Origin of the sequence: Neiella holothuriorum (assembly GCF_019457915.1) — a bacterium.
In the GTDB taxonomy this organism is placed as follows: domain Bacteria; phylum Pseudomonadota; class Gammaproteobacteria; order Enterobacterales; family Neiellaceae; genus Neiella; species Neiella holothuriorum.
Genome location: NZ_JAHZSS010000020.1, coordinates 19,191 through 36,454, shown reverse-complemented (window position 1 = coordinate 36,454; position 17,264 = coordinate 19,191). Strand labels below are relative to the sequence as shown.

General features: G+C 52.3%; 16 protein-coding genes. 6 read left to right on the top strand and 10 right to left on the bottom strand.

Features of this window, described 5'->3' with window-relative positions; genetic code table 11:
- Positions 1-191 precede the first annotated feature (191 nt).
- Both K0504_RS14460 and K0504_RS14455 read left to right on the top strand, forming a co-directional pair.
- The gene (locus tag K0504_RS14460; protein WP_220104861.1) at positions 192-1,637 is read left to right on the top strand and encodes a DNA-3-methyladenine glycosylase 2 family protein; all 1,446 of its coding nucleotides are present in this window, start codon (positions 192-194) and stop codon (positions 1,635-1,637) included.
- Complete coding sequence (locus K0504_RS14455; protein WP_318837985.1) at positions 1,634-2,128, top strand: methylated-DNA--[protein]-cysteine S-methyltransferase; 495 nt, start codon at positions 1,634-1,636, stop codon at positions 2,126-2,128. Before K0504_RS14460 ends, K0504_RS14455 begins: the two co-directional genes overlap by 4 nt.
- Before the next feature lie 3 nt (positions 2,129-2,131).
- Here K0504_RS14455 and K0504_RS14450 read toward each other — a convergent pair whose 3' ends face one another.
- Positions 2,132-2,719, bottom strand: a complete 588-nt coding sequence (locus tag K0504_RS14450; protein WP_220104860.1) for a DUF4202 domain-containing protein — start codon at positions 2,717-2,719, stop codon at positions 2,132-2,134.
- A gap of 234 nt (positions 2,720-2,953) precedes the next feature.
- Between K0504_RS14450 and K0504_RS14445 the strand changes: the two genes are divergently transcribed.
- The gene (locus tag K0504_RS14445; protein ID WP_220104859.1) at positions 2,954-4,390 is read left to right on the top strand and encodes an SLC13 family permease; all 1,437 of its coding nucleotides are present in this window, start codon (positions 2,954-2,956) and stop codon (positions 4,388-4,390) included.
- Positions 4,391-4,483: 93 nt separating this feature from the next.
- Positions 4,484-4,960, top strand: a complete 477-nt coding sequence (locus tag K0504_RS14440; RefSeq protein WP_220104858.1) for a chorismate--pyruvate lyase family protein — start codon at positions 4,484-4,486, stop codon at positions 4,958-4,960.
- 93 nt (positions 4,961-5,053) lie between these two features.
- Here the strand turns inward: K0504_RS14440 and K0504_RS14435 are convergent, their stop codons facing one another.
- From K0504_RS14435 to K0504_RS14425, 3 genes are all read right to left on the bottom strand, one after another.
- On the bottom strand, positions 5,054-6,808 hold the full coding sequence (locus tag K0504_RS14435; protein ID WP_220104857.1) for an alkaline phosphatase D family protein: 1,755 nt from the start codon (positions 6,806-6,808) through the stop codon (positions 5,054-5,056).
- A gap of 121 nt (positions 6,809-6,929) precedes the next feature.
- A complete protein-coding gene (locus K0504_RS14430; RefSeq protein WP_220104856.1) occupies positions 6,930-7,124 on the bottom strand; it encodes a (2Fe-2S)-binding protein in 195 nt (64 codons plus the stop codon).
- An 89-nt stretch (positions 7,125-7,213) separates the two neighbouring features.
- The gene (locus K0504_RS14425; protein ID WP_220104855.1) at positions 7,214-7,657 is read right to left on the bottom strand and encodes a GNAT family N-acetyltransferase; all 444 of its coding nucleotides are present in this window, start codon (positions 7,655-7,657) and stop codon (positions 7,214-7,216) included.
- A gap of 221 nt (positions 7,658-7,878) precedes the next feature.
- Here K0504_RS14425 and putP point away from each other — a divergent pair, with 221 nt between their 5' ends.
- Together putP and K0504_RS14415 are read left to right on the top strand one after the other, a co-directional pair.
- Positions 7,879-9,360, top strand: a complete 1,482-nt coding sequence (gene putP / locus K0504_RS14420) for a sodium/proline symporter PutP (RefSeq protein WP_220104854.1) — start codon at positions 7,879-7,881, stop codon at positions 9,358-9,360.
- An 88-nt stretch (positions 9,361-9,448) separates the two neighbouring features.
- A complete protein-coding gene (locus K0504_RS14415; protein ID WP_225918159.1) occupies positions 9,449-10,168 on the top strand; it encodes a sulfite exporter TauE/SafE family protein in 720 nt (239 codons plus the stop codon).
- Here the strand turns inward: K0504_RS14415 and K0504_RS14410 are convergent.
- Genes K0504_RS14410 through K0504_RS14385 form a run of 6 tightly spaced genes read right to left on the bottom strand, consistent with a single transcriptional unit; the run spans position 10,100 to position 17,215 of the window.
- Positions 10,100-11,557 carry an AMP-binding protein gene (locus tag K0504_RS14410; RefSeq protein WP_220104853.1) on the bottom strand — a complete coding sequence of 486 codons (1,458 nt, stop codon included), beginning with the start codon at positions 11,555-11,557 and terminating at the stop codon, positions 10,100-10,102. The two genes, K0504_RS14415 and K0504_RS14410, sit on opposite strands and share 69 nt — an antisense overlap.
- Positions 11,550-12,551 carry an o-succinylbenzoate synthase gene (gene menC / locus K0504_RS14405; protein WP_220104852.1) on the bottom strand — a complete coding sequence of 334 codons (1,002 nt, stop codon included), beginning with the start codon at positions 12,549-12,551 and terminating at the stop codon, positions 11,550-11,552. Before menC ends, K0504_RS14410 begins: the two co-directional genes overlap by 8 nt.
- Positions 12,505-13,356 (bottom strand): 1,4-dihydroxy-2-naphthoyl-CoA synthase, encoded by an 852-nt coding sequence (menB, locus tag K0504_RS14400; RefSeq protein ID WP_220104851.1) that lies wholly within the window; start codon positions 13,354-13,356, stop codon positions 12,505-12,507. Before menB ends, menC begins: the two co-directional genes overlap by 47 nt.
- Positions 13,349-14,206: an alpha/beta fold hydrolase gene (locus K0504_RS14395; protein ID WP_220104850.1), complete on the bottom strand. Its 858-nt coding sequence runs from the start codon at positions 14,204-14,206 to the stop codon at positions 13,349-13,351. Before K0504_RS14395 ends, menB begins: the two co-directional genes overlap by 8 nt.
- Positions 14,184-15,866 (bottom strand): 2-succinyl-5-enolpyruvyl-6-hydroxy-3-cyclohexene-1-carboxylic-acid synthase, encoded by a 1,683-nt coding sequence (menD, locus tag K0504_RS14390; protein ID WP_220104849.1) that lies wholly within the window; start codon positions 15,864-15,866, stop codon positions 14,184-14,186. Before menD ends, K0504_RS14395 begins: the two co-directional genes overlap by 23 nt.
- Positions 15,863-17,215, bottom strand: a complete 1,353-nt coding sequence (locus tag K0504_RS14385; protein ID WP_220104848.1) for an isochorismate synthase — start codon at positions 17,213-17,215, stop codon at positions 15,863-15,865. The genes menD and K0504_RS14385 overlap by 4 nt, the downstream gene beginning before the upstream one ends.
- Between the last annotated feature and the right edge of the window lie 49 nt (positions 17,216-17,264).

The window sequence follows — 17,264 nt, the reverse complement described above, 5'->3', positions numbered from 1 at the left end:
AAAGCGGAGCCACTATACACCTGAATAAAAATTTAATTCAAGCGAATAACAACCGGCTTGTTGCCAATTTCTTGCCCGCACACGCAATGCTCATCGCATCATTCAGTTCCGAAAATGGCTAGTTTCAACTAGCCGTTGGGTTAATCTAGGCCAAGCAACGAGCACTTCCGTATTCCCAGCAGGCAACAAGTATGGCAACCGAGACAACAAAACAGTCACTCGTTAATACGTTAACTGACGAGCAATGCCGACAAGCGCGGCTAGCTCGTGACGCGCGCTTTGATGGTCGTTTTTTTGTGGCGGTGAAAACCACTGGCATTTTTTGCCGCCCCATTTGCCCTGCCTCGCCGCCGCTTGAGGAAAACGTGAGCTACTTTGCTCATGCTGCTACCGCTTTGCATCAGGGCTTTCGGCCTTGCTTGCGCTGCCGGCCAGATTCAGCGCCACAGTCTTATGCGTGGCGCGGCGTTGAAACCACGGTGCAGCGAGCCATTGCTCTTATCAACCAAGGCGCCTTACAGCATCAAACCTTGGCCAAGCTGAGTGAGCGGTTGGGCGTTTCCGATCGCCATTTGCGCCAGTTGTTCCAGCGCTTTATTGGCATATCGCCCAAACAGTTTGAAGCCAGTAGACGTTTACTACTCGCCAAACAATTACTGCATCAATCCCACTTACCGATTACCCAAATCGCGCTGGCTAGCGGTTTCAATAGTGTGCGCCGGTTTAACGATGCATTTACCAGCACCTTGCAACTACAACCACGCCAGATCCGGCGGCGACAAGAGGTGCCGTCAACCGTGCCAACCGTCACCTTGCAGCTGGCCTATCGGCCACCATTTAATTGGGCGCAAATGTTGGCTTTTTTGCGTGCCCGCGCCATTGATGGATTAGAGCAAGTTGGTGACCATAGTTATGCGCGAACCATTGAGCTCAATGGTCAAAAAACACGATTTGACGTGCGCCACCATGAGTCCGCCAACGCGCTTCAGCTAAGCGTTCAACTCAATGATTTATCAGCGCTCCCGCTACTGATTGCCAAGATCAGGCGGTTATTCGATTTAGATGCCGATAGTCATGTGATTGATGGGCATCTAAAACAAGCGGGGCTCACCCATGGTTTTGTTTCTGGCATTCGCTTACCCGGCATATGGAGTGTGTTTGAGGCTGGTGTACGCGCTATTTTAGGCCAGCAAGTTTCGGTAAAAGCTGCTCGAAATTTAGTGCAGCAAGTCGTGCAAGAACTGGGGGAACGACTGCCACAGCAACAAACCGACACACCGGACGCTAATCCCCCGACCAAGCTATTCCCAACCCCGCAGGCAGTAGCTGAATCCGATTTGATGTTTTTGAAAATGCCCAATAGCCGCAGGCAAAGCCTGCTTAACCTGGCTAGTTACTGCCGCCAGCATGGTGACAGCCAGCCCGACGATTGGCTTGCACTCAAAGGAATCGGTCCTTGGACAGTGGACTACGTGAAGCTTCGCGGCTTATCGAACCCCAACATATTTTTAAAATCAGACCTTGGCGTTAAAAATGCACTAAAAGCGAGTGGTTTATCGCTTGAAGCAGCAGAGGTAAGTCCGTGGGGCAGTTATGCGACGTTTCAGCTTTGGAATCAGCTAGGGAGCCAACCGTGAGTAGCTTGATCTACCATCAATTTGCGACGCCATTAGGCGAGATGATCGCGATTTCAGATACCGCGCTAGTTGACTGTCCGTTGATTCGTTTAGCATTCAGCGACTCATTCCAAACAGACTCCGCTCTGCCCATTGGACAAGCTCATCACCCAAGCCTACTCAAGGTCGAGCAGCAAATCAGCGAGTACTTTACGGGCAAGCGAACAAGCTTCGAGCTGCCGTTGGCTCCCGCAGGAACGAGCTTTCAACAAGCGGCTTGGCGAGCTTTACAAACGATTCCTTGGGGCCAAACCCGCAACTATTCAGAGCAAGCGGTCAGCATTGGCAAGCCTAAGGCGGTAAGAGCTGTTGGTGCCGCCAATGGCCGCAACCCAATTGCGATTGTGATTCCCTGCCATCGCGTAATTGGTAGCAATGGCGAGTTAACGGGATATGCAGGAGGAATTACAAGAAAGGAATGGTTGCTGGCACATGAGCTGCACCAGCAATAAAAATTACCCTAAGGCTTTTGCGATCAACCCTTGTACCGCTGACGGGTAACTTTGTTCCAGTGCATAAGCATGGCCAGCGTCAGACATTTTTCGCCAAGTCTTTTGCAGAATATCAATGACCTTCTCTTCCGTATGCTGAGCGGCAAAGGCTTCGGCATAATGGGCCAAAAAGACGAGGCAAATCACGTCTTCTAATTGCTGGCACTCAGGATCGGCCTTGAGTCGTTCTTTGCGCAGTAAGGCGCCTACTCGCTCAATAACCTGTTGGTCATAGCCGAGCGAAGCGAGGATTTCGCCAGTCCATTCGGCATGTTTTTTACCGAGCGTTTGACGCCAATCGTAATAGCCTTTTTTACCCGTTGGGTAATCAGAGCGAGGAATCGCCCAGCGCTTGATGTGCTGAGCACGTGCAGCAATTTGCACGACCTCTGGCGCTTGCGGCGCAAAGCGTTCCAGCATACTGCTCATGCGAGTGCCGTAAAGCAGTGCAGCAGGTAGCTCGATATCTTCCAGCAGCTCCATGTTTGGATCGGCTTTGTTGATCGCATCAATGGCGTCAAAAACTTGGTTGATGAGTTGTGGCTGTTCCATAGGGCACGCCTTCTAGTGACAGGCTTTCCATCTAGCTGATTTGATGGTCATTGTGGGGCAGATTGAACAGAACTTCAACGCGGGCCAGTTGTGGATATGATTGGAATACCGAACAGAAGCTTGCGCCGCATCAAAAATTCGTGCAACTGGCTGTTTTGCAACCAGCCCTCGGTCCCCGTAAAAAGACACCTCGACTAAGCTAGGTGCAGGGTTGAACATCGAAGAGGAGCACTCATGGCTAATAGTGCGAGTCGTCAATGGGGGCTTTGGCTTGGTTTAGCCTGCCTGCTCATCACCATCCTGACCCCACCGCCTCATGCAGAATTATCGGCACCGGCTTGGATGACCGCAGGTTTAGCCATCATGATGGCAATCTGGTGGGTCACGGAAACTGTGCCCGTGGCCGTTACCGCGTTAACCCCGCTGATTGTTGCGCCTCTGCTTAGTATTTTACCGATGAAGCAAGTCTCCTCGCTTTACACGCACCCGTTGATCTTCTTGTTTTTAGGTGGCTTTTTGCTGTCATTGGCAATGGAACGTTCTAATCTGCACCGCCGTATAGCCCTCGCCACCATGACCTTGGTTGGCTCCAATCCTCGCTTACAGGTTGGCGGCCTGATGTTGGTCACCGCGTTTCTAAGCATGTGGATGTCCAATACTGCCACCGCCGTGATGATGCTGCCCATTGCGTTGTCGGTCATCGAATTGCTGAAAGTGGATCACGATGTATCAGATTTATCACCAGCATTGCTGCTCGGGATCGCCTACAGCGCCAGTATTGGCGGCGTAGCGACCCTGATTGGTACGCCACCGAACGCGTTACTCGCGGCTTACCTTAGCGATACCTACCACATTGAAATCGGCTTCGGTCAATGGATGCTGTTTGCCCTCCCCATGTGCTGTGTGCTGCTGGTCGCCGCGTGGTATTGGTTAACCCGCAGTGGCTTGGAGGGCGCCGGCTCAGATCAAACCCATGAGTTATTCCAGCAGCAGCTTAAGCAGCTGGGTCGTTTGCATCGCCATGAAAAACGCGTGCTCATTATATTTGTGGCAGCCGCAGCGGGCTGGATTTTGCGCGTGCCACTAGCGAAGCTCACCGGCTTGCCCTTGTCCGATACCACAATCGCGATGCTAGCCGCGACGTTGTTGTTCATCATTCCGAGTGGTAAACAAAATGCTGACGGCAATGCTGAGCGCCTACTTGATTGGCCAGCCACACAGAAACTGCCGTGGGGCGTGCTGCTTTTGTTTGGCGGCGGCCTAGCTCTGGCTGGCATGATCAAAGTCAGTGGGTTAGCACAGTTTATTGGCAACTCCATAGGCCAAGCGGGCACAGGTCAGCTGTGGGTGTTAATCCTTACCGTCACCGCTGCCATTGTGTTTTTAACGGAAGTGACCAGCAATACCGCAACAACGGCAGGTTTTTTACCGTTGCTCGGGCCCGTTGCTGTCTCGCTAGGTTTTGCGCCGGAGAGCATTGTGATCCCGGCTGCGCTGGCTGCCAGCTGCGCCTTTATGATGCCGGTTGCGACACCGCCCAACGCCATTGTGTTTGCCTCTGGCGAGCTCAAGATCAAACAAATGGCCCGTAAAGGTTTTGTGCTCAATTTAGTAGCCACGGCACTCATTACCTGTGCCGCCGTATGGCTGCTACCTCTGGTATTTGGTTAACGTGGGGGCAAGGCCCTAGCCCCCATCTGCAAATTGAAAGGCGTGCCTACGGTTGTTACACTGATTAGCCTGTTTCCAAGGGGTTGATTTATCTTGACTCACGACGCCCAACTTCCCGCTTTATTGAAAGTTTTGATCAGCACTGACGGCACCGTTTCCACCATGTTAGAAGCTTGGTTTGCTGAAGCCATTATCGCCAAGGTTGATCAAACTACCGCGCCCGTATCCAATCACGACTTACTCATGCTTGACGCCGCCCCCGGCGATGAAGTGATTTGCCGCAGCACCCAAATTGTGGGGAAGTCGAGTGATACCACTTATTTACGCGCCACAGCCGTCATTCTCAGTGAGCGTGTGCCGATGCAAACCATTGAATGCATTGAGCGCCACGAAGCTGGCATCGGCAAAGCGTTACGCCAAGCACGCAGCGAAACTTTGCGTGAAGTGCTGGACTGGGGCATAGATGAAGCGCAGCAAGAAGTTTGGCGCTGCTACCGTATCGTCATGGCTGGCCGCCCAGCCATGCTGATCACCGAGCGGTTTCCGATTAAAACCTACCAAGACGCCTAACTCAGCAACCTGCTCGTATTACCCCAGCGTACAATAGGAGCGGCTAAGCGCCATCTAACATTTCGCCGCTCCACCATCATCTTCAACAACCAGTTAGCCGAGCGTTGCAGTTCCAGCAGTAGCACTCATGCTCGCCGCTCGCTCAGCAACTACCTGGTAATCGGTCGACTTGACTGAATTCACAAATGTCCACTCAGCTGATGCTCCCGATTCGGTAAAGGTCGCGACCATGTAGCCGCGCTGGTTAATGTTGCAATATTTTAAGCCATCCACCAGCTGAACGAGCCCTGCTTCGGTTGCCGGCGCAGCGTCATCCGCAATGTTTAAGTATTCTTCCATACCCGGCGAAGACACCGAAGTAGTGGCAAATTCAACACCAGCAACATTGCCCGATGCATCGGTCAGTTGATTGGCCCACGCATTGTGCGTGTCGCCAGACAGCACCACTAAATTAGCTTGGTTTGCCATCGCGGTGCCCAGTACAACTTCGCGTTCATAGGCATAGCCATCCCACGCATCTAGGTTGTATGGAATCGAAGGTAGTTGCAGTAGCGCCTGCACGTCAGCGGTAAGTCGGTCAGCATTGGCCGACAAGTAAGCCAACTCGTCAGCGGTTAATGTCGGATCACCTGCCGCTGCGCGCTGAGCAAGGACGGCTAAGGCGCCAAGTTCGGCATACTGTTCAATACTGAGTTGCTGCGTTGCTATAGCTGCAGGCAGCAGCATACGCCCCATCAGCACTTGCTGGCCGAGTACTTGCCATTGCGCAGTTGAAGTTGTCAATTGACCCTGCAACCAACTTAGCTGCGTTGCACCTAACAGCGTTCGATTACTGTCAGACACTGCCGCGGTAAAACCGTCTGCATCAATGGCACCCGTGGCCGAGTCGATGTAATCGGCATAATCTAACTGCTGATCACGGCCAACAACCCGAGTGTCGAGCATGTGTAGCACCACCAGCTCGCCATAGTCGAAAGTGCGATAAATATTTTCATCAAACGCCATGTTGCCAACGGGGCGAATCGGCAACCATTCAAAAAAGGCTTGAAGCGCCGCTAATTTGCGCTCATCAAAGTCGCCTTCGGTGTTATCATGATTCTCAGCGCCATCGCGCCATATATCGTTGGCAATCTCATGGTCATCCCACACCACAATGAAGGGGTGAGCCGCATGAGCAGCCTGACAATTGGTATCGGTACGGTATTGTGCGTAGCGCTGACGATAGTCGCTTAATTGGTATAACTCAGTAGTGGGCTGCACGACCCTATCCATCGCTTCAGCATAGTCGGATGCATAGCCATCAGCGCCATATTCATAGATGTAGTCGCCAAGGTGTATGACGGCATCCAAGTCATTTCTGGTGGCAATCTCGCCATACACATGGAAATATCCTGCAGGGAAATTCGAACAGCTCACAGTGGCAAAGCGCACTTGTTCTACAACCCCAACGGGTAGCGTTTTGGTTTGCCCTACGGGGGAATACAGGCCACGCACTTTGAAGCGGTAGTAGTAAGTGGTGCCAGCAGATAAGCCGGCGGCATCAACTTTGACCGTGTAGTCGCGCTCGACGGTTGTGGTGGTCGAGCCGTCAATCACGATCTGGTTGAAGGCGTCATCTTCTGCCACCTGCCAGCTCACCACTACATCGCCGTCTTTTTCCGGCGTCACTCGGGTCCAAAGAATAACGGCATTGGCTGCCGGATCGCCACTAGCGACACCGTGATTGAAAGCGCCACGAATGCCATCGTTATCACTGCCACAGCCAGAAAGCCCAACAGAAAGTACAGCGCTGCCCGCTCCGATCGCCGACATCACGAGAAACTCGCGGCGAGTCCATGCTTTTTTCATGATTATGTCCCGAAAATGGTAAGAAAAGATTAAATTCGGGCAGTAAGTTGACAGGTTTTTATGACAAGGGTTTGTCGAACTGGTGAACCTTTGATAACAGGCAGCAATGCCTGCGCAAAGGTTATGCGGCGTCGTAGAAAGGCGTGTCAGTTTTTGCTAGTTCTTCACGAACAATGGACGCGGTCAACATGGCGCAGCTGCCACATTGGGTTGATGCTTTTAAGGTACGCTTAATATCACTCATGCTGGTGGCGCCATTGGCAACCGCCCCGCGAATGTCTTTGTCGGTAATACCGTGACAGATGCAAACGAACATGAAAGATCCATAACCTTAATTGAGATGCGTTAAGATTAATGCAAATACGAATGATTATCAAGAATATTAGTTTGAAGAGATTCAGCAACTTATGGCAACGCTAAAAACATTTTTTGGTGTTGCCCCACATCGGCAATATGAAATGGCGCACCAATCGCCTGATATCCGGCAGCTTGATAGAATTGCACCACATGACTTCTGGCGTTACACCAGATCAGATCGGCATCGACTTCAACCATTGCCGCCACACATGCTTGCAGCAAATCGCGGCCAATACCTTTGCCACGCCACTCCGGCTGTGTTGCCATCCCCCGCAATTGATAAGCGAGCTGATCGATTTGCTCAACCATTGGCGTTTTCATTAGGCTAACAACACCAACGACCTCATTGGCCGCACATGCGCCTATGTGAATGGTGGTTGGCTCATCATCACCGTCGAAAATAGCGCTTTCCAGTGGTCGGCCTGGGCGCAATACCGGCATTCGAACCGGCAACGTTTCAGCCGCACTTAGGGCGCGAATGGTTACATCCATAGAACTCGAAAAAGTTTCGTTTAACGTCTGAGCTTTATGGATATAAGAGCATTGCTACAGGCGCCAATTGTTTTATCTTTTGTTGTGATACTTAACCCGTTTAAACCAGCAACTTGATAACAAGATCACGCCAAGTCAAACACTTGCTCGGCAAAACGAGACGAATTCACGGCCGATTTGGCGTAGTCTGTTACCACTGTTACCGATTCATGAGACCCCACATGCCCACCGCTGATTTTTCTGTTCTTGCTACTTTCGCCTTGTACTTGGTCATGATGCTGGCCATCGGGGTGTGGGCTTACCGCAAAACACAGGGCGTGTCGGATTACTTTCTCGGCGGCCGCTCGCTGGGCCCCGTGCCCGCGGCGTTAAGTGCCGGTGCTTCGGATATGAGTGGCTGGCTGTTGTTGGGTTTACCGGGCTATGCCTACTTGGCAGGTTTTGAGGCCATTTGGCTGGCGGTTGGCTTAATGCTTGGTTTTTGGCTCAATTGGCGATTAATGGCCACACGGCTGCGCCGCTACACCATTCGCTGTCAGGATGCACTCACCGTTCCTGAGTATCTATCTCGCCGATTTGCCGATCAGAGCGGTATTTTACAAATGATTGCCGCACTGGTCATTCTGGTGTTCTTTTTGTTTTACACCGGCTCAGGCTTAGTGGCAGGCGGCAAACTATTCGCGAGCGTGTTTGACATGAACTATCACGTTGCGGTGGTTGTGGGTGCTATTTGCGTGGTGTCTTATACCTTGTTTGGCGGCTTTCTGGCCGTCACTTGGACAGACGTGGTGCAAGGTCTATTGATGATGCTGGCATTATTATTTGTGCCCGTTGCCATCTTACTCCAGCTCGACGGCGGCCTCTTTACCGAACTGGCGGATATTAACCCGCAATTGCTCAACGCGATGACCGATTCCGAAGGATTCCCGCTCACCACTATCTCCATTATATCGCTGCTAGCATGGGGGCTGGGTTACTTTGGTCAACCTCATATTCTGGCTCGTTTTGCCGCGACCCAAAGTGATCAAACCATTATCACCGCGCGCAAGATTTCCGTCAGCTGGAATTTCTTATGTCAGATTGGTGCGCTGTTGGTGGGTTTATGTGGTTTGGTGTATTTGTCTCAACATCAATTACCCGCGTTAAGTGATGCTGAAACTGTCTTCATTGAAATGGTCAATGTACTGTTCCATCCGTGGTTGGCAGGCATTTTACTGGCTGCGATTTTGGCGGCGGTCATGAGCACCGCGGACTCCCAACTATTAGTGTCTTCATCGGCCTTTACGGAAGATTTGTATCGCCGCTGGCTGCGCCCAAGTGCCACACAAACTGAATTAGTATGGACCGGTCGCCTTACGGTTGTGGTGGTGTGCTTGATTGCCACTGCGCTGGCCTGGAACCCCGACACCTCGGTGCTGGACTTAGTTGCCTATGCTTGGGCAGGCTTCGGCGCAGCCTTTGGCCCCGTGTTGTTACTGTCGCTGTTTTGGCGTCGCATGACGCGCGCAGGTGCTCTTGCTGGCATGCTCACTGGCGGCATCACTGTGGTGGTTTGGCGTCAATTAAGTGGTGGCGTGTTTGAACTGTATGAAATGGTGCCGGGCGTGCTGTTAGCTGTCGTGGCTATCGTCATTGGCTCTCTGCTCTCACAACACCCGGTTCAATCAGTCTTAGATGACTTTGATGCTGTTAATGGCAAATAGCTAACGACGGTTATTGTCGCCGCAATCTAATCTGACCCAACGGAAAATTCAGGTAAACTACGCCTGTATTTACTGTTGGAACAAGCTGTTGGATTACTCCATTGCCCTCGCCTTCGTGATGATTGCCATTGGCGCATTCATACAATCAGCCATTGGTTTTGGTTTAGCCATTGCTGCCGCGCCATTGTTGTATTTTCTTGATCCGGCGTACGTCCCCGCGCCCATCACTTTTGTTGGTTTGCTACTGTCGCTTGTCAACGCGGCGCACTATCGTCAAAACCTCAACCTAAAGCCTCTAGCGGCAGCCATTGTTGGACGCATTCCCGGTAGTTTAGCCGGCGGCGCATTGTTACTTTGGATTGATGCGCGCGAATTAGCGCTGGTGATTGGCACTTCCGTGTTACTGGCGGTGTTAATTAGCCTGTTGCCATTTCGCCTCGCACCAACCCGCAACCGAATGGCTGTGGCGGGGTTCTTTTCTGGGCTATTTGGCACCAGCTCAGGCATCGGTGGGCCACCTATGGCTCTGCTGTTACAGCATCAAGCAGCAAACGCCATTCGCGCTAATTTGGCCGCATTTTTTGTGGTGAGCGCCAGCATCTCACTGTTGGTACAAGCTGGCTCTGGTTACATTCAGCCAAATCATCTTGTACTCACGTTACCCTTATTACCCGCCTGCTTAGTTGGTTACTGGCTTGCCAAACGTTATGCCAAAAACCTCCGCCAAGATCACATGCGGCTATTCTCGCTCGCTTTGTGCTCCATTACTGGCGTTGTGGCAATTGCTCAGTATTTTACCGGCGGCTAGCGCCGCTAACTGCTGACGATTGGGTTTGACAGAGTCTTGCTCCGGAGGCCAGTCGAGCCAATGGATGGGCCACATAAATTTCGGTAATTGGCTCGCTAACCATGCTTGCAGCTCGGTCAGGTTCGGCATACGTTGATGCCACCGAACAAATGCGACAGGCCGCTTACCAAATTCACGATCATCGGCTGCCACCACCAACACCTGCTCAATATCGGTGTGTTGGCGCAGTACCTGCTCGACCATTTCCGGCTGAATATTCTCACCACCGGAAATGAATTGATTGTCCGCACGGCCGCGAATGATGAGCTTACCAGCGCTCAATTCCGCAACATCGCCAGTTGCAAACCAGCCTTGCGAATCGATAAGCGGCGTTAACCCGTTGGCTGCAAGATAACCGCAGGCTAACTGGGCGCCACGCAATTGAATTTGCCCCTGCGAATCAACGCGCAAGCAATCCAGTCCCGTCACATCAATGTGGGCCTTGGTGGTCACGGCAGACAATGCAATGGCCGCTCCCGACTCAGTCATGCCATAACCCAAGTAAAGCTTAAAACCCCGTTCTGACGCCTGCTGAATTGATGCATCAGAGACAGGTCCGCCGCCCAACATAATATGGCGTAGCGTAAGGTTATCGGCATGAAATTTTGGCGTTTCGAGCAGTCGTTGTAGCTGCGTTGCCACCAGCGAACAGTGCGTAATAGGTGCCTGCTGTAGTTGTTGTAATAAATCGGTCAACGCGCCAGTAGCTGGCGGCAGTGCGATGACAGCACCAGCTCGCAAACAGCGTATCAGCAGGCTATAACCGGCGGCATGAAATAGAGGTAACGAAGCCAGCCAACAGCTATTGGCCGACAATTGTAAGATCGGGTTGCAGTAATCGGCGGCTGCCCAATGCTGCTGGAGCTGATGTAAAACGGCTTTCGGCTGGCCACTGCTACCGGATGTAAATAGCACGCTGGCGTGGAGAGTTAAGTCTGCCTCTATGGCTTGAGGCGCTGCGAATGACTCGTCATTGTTGCGTCGTCTCTTGCCATCGAAAAGGTCAATCTCAATCAGATCGGCTAACGCGGGGAGCGACTCATCAAACGCATCACTCGGCCAACAATAATCTGCACAGGCCTGATTCGCCATGGTGGTTCTCGCGGCCTGAGGCCAGCGATAACTGATAGGAACAAAGGTCCAACCGGCAGCTAAACAGGCGCCAGCCAACAGCACCAAGAAAAAAGCGTCATCATGGCAAACGGCTAGCCGGCCAGTGCTGCTTTGTGCCTTCAAGCGCGCTGCGATTTGCCACGTTGAGTGACACCACTGACGCCCACTGACGTTCTGAGTACCACGGTAAATCGCGGGGTTCTCATTGGGTTGAATCAAACCCACCTTGTTAGTCATTGGCACAGTCTCTAGCCGACCAAACACATTCCAGCTGATCGATGGTCAAGCATGGCAGTGACGTATAGGGCAGACGTGGCGTTAGCAAATCGCAAGATAGTCGATTAATGGTATCCAGCCCCGGCGCCACATCTGGCGCAAACTGTGCGGCCAACCGAGTCAAGTAATCATAGCCAATGTTGCTCTCAAAGCTGCCGCTGATCACCACGCTAAGCTGGTGCTGGCGAGCGAACTCAGTCAAAACCTGCAGTCGCGACACGGCGCCCATTAGCATGGGTTTGCACACCAAAGCCGTTAATCCAGCAAAGAACGTCGGCTGATAGATCGAAGACTGTAACGTTTCATCCAACGCGACCGGCACACCCAGCGCCGCCAGAGCCTGTGTTTCTGCGAGCGTTTGGCATGGCTCTTCAATGAACTCAATGCGAGCTAAATCCACGGCAGCGGCAAATCGCTGGGCATCTTGTAAATGCCATTGCTGATTGCAATCCAGGCGCCATCGCGTATTAGGATATTGCTTCGATAAGTCGTTAAATCGCTGGATATCATCATCAACGTTACGGCTTCCTACTTTTAATTTAGCCATTGCCGGCAACGCCGCAGGCTGTTCGGAAGTGGTGATGAGTTTAGCTGAGGCAGGCAAGTTAACCGCGCAAGGCAGTGGCTGCGTTGCCATGTCAAAAGCAAATTGCAGGCTGGCGGGCAATTGAGCAAAACTGCGCTCACCAGTAAGCCATTGGGCTAATGCTTGTTCGGTGTCTACCAGAGATTCTTCACTAAACCCGGGCAGTGGCGAAGCCTCACCCCAGCGGCTCTGCGTATGATCGTTATGATGCGAGCGAAACTGCAATAGCAGCCCGTGACGACTTGATAACTCGCCATGGGCCAGCTGCAGCGGCGCGGTTAGTGTCAGTTGGAAGCGATAGACAGCAACCAGCGCATGCTGATTATGGGTTGCGTGGGAATTTGTCGAAATCAGGCGCACGTTTTTCATTAAAGGCGTTGCGGCCTTCCTGCCCTTCTTCGGTCATATAAAACATCATGGTGGCGTTACCGGCAAGCTCTTGTAAACCAGCCTGACCATCACAGTCGGCATTCAAGGCCGCTTTCAGACAGCGCAGCGCCATGGGTGAGTTTTGTAGCATTTCGCGGCACCAACGGACCGATTCGCGCTCCAGCTCGGCAAGCGGCACCACGGTATTGACCAAGCCCATATCCAAGGCTTGCGCCGCATCATATTGACGACACAAGAACCAAATCTCGCGGGCTTTTTTCTGACCAACGATACGTGCCATGTAACTGGCACCCCAGCCACCATCGAACGAGCCGACTTTCGGCCCTGTCTGGCCAAAGCGTGCATTGTCCGCCGCTATGGTTAAGTCACACATCATGTGGAGCACGTGACCTCCACCAATGGCGTAACCGGCAACAGCCGCAACCACGGGTTTTGGACAGGTACGGATCTGCCGTTGAAAATCGAGCACGTTGAGGTGATGGGTGCCTTCTTCATCTTTATAACCACCATAATCACCGCGAACTTTCTGATCACCACCGGAGCAAAATGCGAGATCACCAGCCCCGGTCAGAATAATCACACCAACATCACTGTCATACCGAGCATCAGCAAGCGCATCAATCATCTCTTTGACGGTTTGTGGTCGAAATGCATTGCGTACTTGTGGTCGGTTAATGGTGATTTTAGCGATGCCCTCAGCCTTGTGATAAAGAATATCGTCATACTGTTTGCTGCTAACTGCTTGCCAGTCGATTGCGGCATAGAGGGTTTGTTCGTCAAGCATGGGTAGATCCTTGTAATGAAACTGTTTGTAACCACAGCGAAAAGCAATGCAGCCATTGCTCTGGCTGGTGAGCATGGACGTTGTGCCCTGCTCTTTGTATCAAGAAAGTACTGAGCGTCGGATTCTGCCGCTTCAGTGTGGTAGCCAGTTTGGCATACTTTTTATCGTTGGCACCAACCAGATAGTGAATTGGGTATTCAGCAGCGTTGAACAACCGTCGGTAATTCGGCTGCTTGGCCAATGAAAACTGCGCTTGCGCCTGCGCCGTGCGCCAAGGTGTTAATGTCCGTAGCCGGCAATTTACTTGGTCGACTTGTTGGCGTGAACTCAAATCAGTAAACACTGGCAGCTGATACCACCGCGTTAATGCAACGCGCGCTGATTGCCGCAACCACTCGCCCTGCCAACGCTGTTGCCATTGACTTCGGCGCAGCCGAGCCTGCCAACTACCAAGCCCTGGGTGACAAGATTCTAATAATAAGCCGCATAAGCCCTTTGGCTTTCGCGCTGCGTAAGCAAGCGCTAAGCGGCCGCCCAGCGAATACCCCACCAGCGCGTGCTTGCCAATACCAAGTTGCTGCAGCCCACGGGCTAACAACTGCGGCCAATGATGGAAGCTATTTTGCCCAGCGCGCATTCGGCTGCTACGGCCATGATTCGGCAAATCGACCAGTGCAAAACTATGGTGATTTAAGTAGGGCTGGATCAGCTCAAGCCAGTCATCGCATGACCCTAAGAAACCATGCAGCATAACGATGACCGGTCGTTCGGGCGTAACCGGTAAACCGTGTAATCCTATATGTAACTGGTCATCTAGACCGGCAGCATTAATGAGCACTTGCTGCGGCATTTTGAATGGTTTGTTTGAGCTGTTCAGCCGCTTGGCCGGGCTTAGTGATGAGCTCAATCAAACAAGGTTTGTTGGCCTTTGCCCCGAGCTGGTAGCACTGATGAAATTCACTCATGGTGGTGGGTTGGTGATAATCCAAATGAAATTGCGCGGCCGCCTGCTCAAACTGATAGCCATGGCGTAGGCGATAGTAATCATCCAACGTTGCTTGGTCGGGCACCGGTAGCAAATCAAAAATGTTGCCGCCGTCATTGTTAAGCACAATCACCACCAGCGGACCTGCGAACTGCCCGAGTAATGCCAGCGAATTGAGATCATGGAGCAAACTTAAGTCGCCCAGCACCAAGGTCACCGGCACGTTCGGCTTTGCTTTCGCTAGCCCAACCGCGGTGGCCAACAAGCCATCAATGCCGCTGGCGCCTCTGTTGGTCATCACGGGCTGATGACCACTGAAGCGTTGCTCAAATAAGCGAATGGGCAAGCTGTTCCCCAACATCAAACAGCTTTGCTCTGGCAAACTTCGTTGCAACTGGCTAGCAAGGTTTAATTCGGTTAACGCGTCCTGATTGTCTAACCAACACTGTTGGCTAGCTCGGTTCAACGACGGACTCACATCCACCGCGAGCGGATGCAGCGGCGGATTGGTCAAGGTTGCGTCATTCACAGCGCAATTAATTCGGTGCATGATCAGCAGACCCGCATCGAACGGGCCAGGATGCGCGCTGATCTGCAGCGTATGCTGCCATTCGTGTGACATCAGCCAATTGCTTAATGTTTTTGAAGTTAGGCGACCACCAAGCAGAACAAACTGACGCGCCTGCAGCAATGCTGACGGCTTCTGGGTCAATGTAATCTCAGGGTGATTAATGACATTAGGCCGACCGCGCAAACCACTTTGCACATCAGCCAATAACGGCCAGCCAAGCTGACGCTGCAAGTCCAGCGCTGCGGCTTGCTCTTGTTTGTTTAATGCGCCCGCGATCAGCACGCCCGGCAAAGCAGGCAATTCGAATGATGTCGGCGCTGTCGGCGCTTGCCAGAACGCAGCCGATTGACTTAGCCAATCGGTCAACACCGCTAAGTCAGCACTAAAGTCTTGTTGCGATTCATCAGGGTACAGCGGCTCTCGATACGGGCAATTAATGTGGACGGGCCCTTGATGCACAGCCGCGCAAGTTTTACCGAACTGGCGCAGCAGTTTGTCCAGCGGCAGTTTGCTGTTGGGTGCCGATAAATTTAGCCTCGCCACCACAAAATGGCTAAAGATCCCTTCTTGCTCAATGGCCTGATTTGCACCGCAATCAATCAACTCTGGCGGTCTGTCAGCGGTTAATAACAGCAGTGGTTGCTGCGTTTGATACGCCTCGACGATAGCCGGATACAAGTTCGCTACCGCACTACCAGAAGTCACAATAACCGCGACCGGCGTGTCACTTCCTTTGGCCAATCCGAGTGCCATAAACCCTAAGCCGCGCTCATCAAAATGAGTATGGCATTGCAATTTAGGGTGATTAACGGCTGCTAGTGTTAATGGCGTGCTCCGAGAGCCGGGCGCCAAGCAAACGTGCTCAACACCTTGACGGGTCAACTCTTCAATGAGCAGGCAGGCCCACAGTTCATTACGATGACTGAAATGGGTGGGGAAAATTTGATCAGTCACGACTGCACTGCACTCATAGCGCTTTTTAGCTTACTGTTCAGCTCATGCCATTCCGTTCTCGGATCGGAGCCTGCCACAATGCCAGCACCAGTAAAGAGTCGAAGTTGCTGGCCATCTTGCTCCATACTTCGAATAGTAACGCAGAACTCGCTTCTATCTTCACCTATCATGCCAAAAACACCCGCATACCAACTGCGTGCCACATTTTCATGTTGGGCAAGATAGTGAAGCGCAGATTGACGCGGTAGCCCACCAACAGCAGCGGTGGGATGTAAGGCGTTCAATAGCTCCAGCTCGGTGACTTGTGGATTCAGGCGAGCACTAATGATCCGGCACAGATGACTAACCTGAGCCAGCGGCACTAAGTGCGGTTCCGGCTCAATATCAATTTGTTGTGATAAACCTGCCAGTTGCAGCTCAATATCATCAGCAACCAATTGGTTCTCATAGATATTTTTACGGTCATTGAGTAGTTGGCCAGCCAGAATGTGGTCGTGTTGCTGGTTTTGCCCGCGCGCACAAGTTCCTGCCAGTGCTTCGGTATACAGCTGGTACTTTTTGCGTAGGAACAAACGCTCTGGCGAGCAGCCAAAAAAGGCCTTATCTGCCGCCACTTGCATGCCAAACTGATAACAACCGTGTTGTTGTGCTTGCCAGCTATCCAGCAGCCCCCAAGGGTTTGCCAGTTGCGCAACTTGTAGTGTTGTTTCGCGGCATAAGACGACTTTTGATGTACGTTGTTGCTGTGCAGGTGAAGTGAGCTGCAGCACACGTTGCTGCCAATGATCATAATTTGGTGAGTGTTGCTGCTGATCAATGGTGAGTTGTTGCGGCGGTATAGGTTGTGCTGCTTTCAGTTGCAGAAGTGCTTTGCGGGCTTGCACTAATTGCTGCTGGTAGCGCGACGGCTGCAGTAACAAATTGAAAATTAACCAGCTTTTTTCATCATCTCGACGGTATTCCCACTGTGCTAAATGGAGCCGGTTGCCACCAAGTTCACTCACATGTGCATCGTCGGGCTGAAAACCGTGACCGCCATAATAGCGCCACTCGGCTGCCACCTCGCCCACATACAAACGCGGCCATTGCGCGCGTTTCGCTTCGGTCTGATCCAGCCACCACTGATCGATACTGCCAACAGCGGAAGCTTCTAGGTTGCCATCGCGCGAGCTCCAATACATCTTCGGAAAGTTTGTTTGGGCTTGCAGCCACGCCAATGCAGGCATGGTTGCCACCGGCACACTCAGTTGCACGAGGCTATCGCGAGTCGGGCAGGTCAGCTGGTCGAGCTGCGCCTGCAACTGCTCGATAACGGGATCTGCCGGACAATCAAACGCAACCGTTAACACTAATGTTGATCTCTACTGGTAAAGTGGCACAAATCATATCATCGGATTT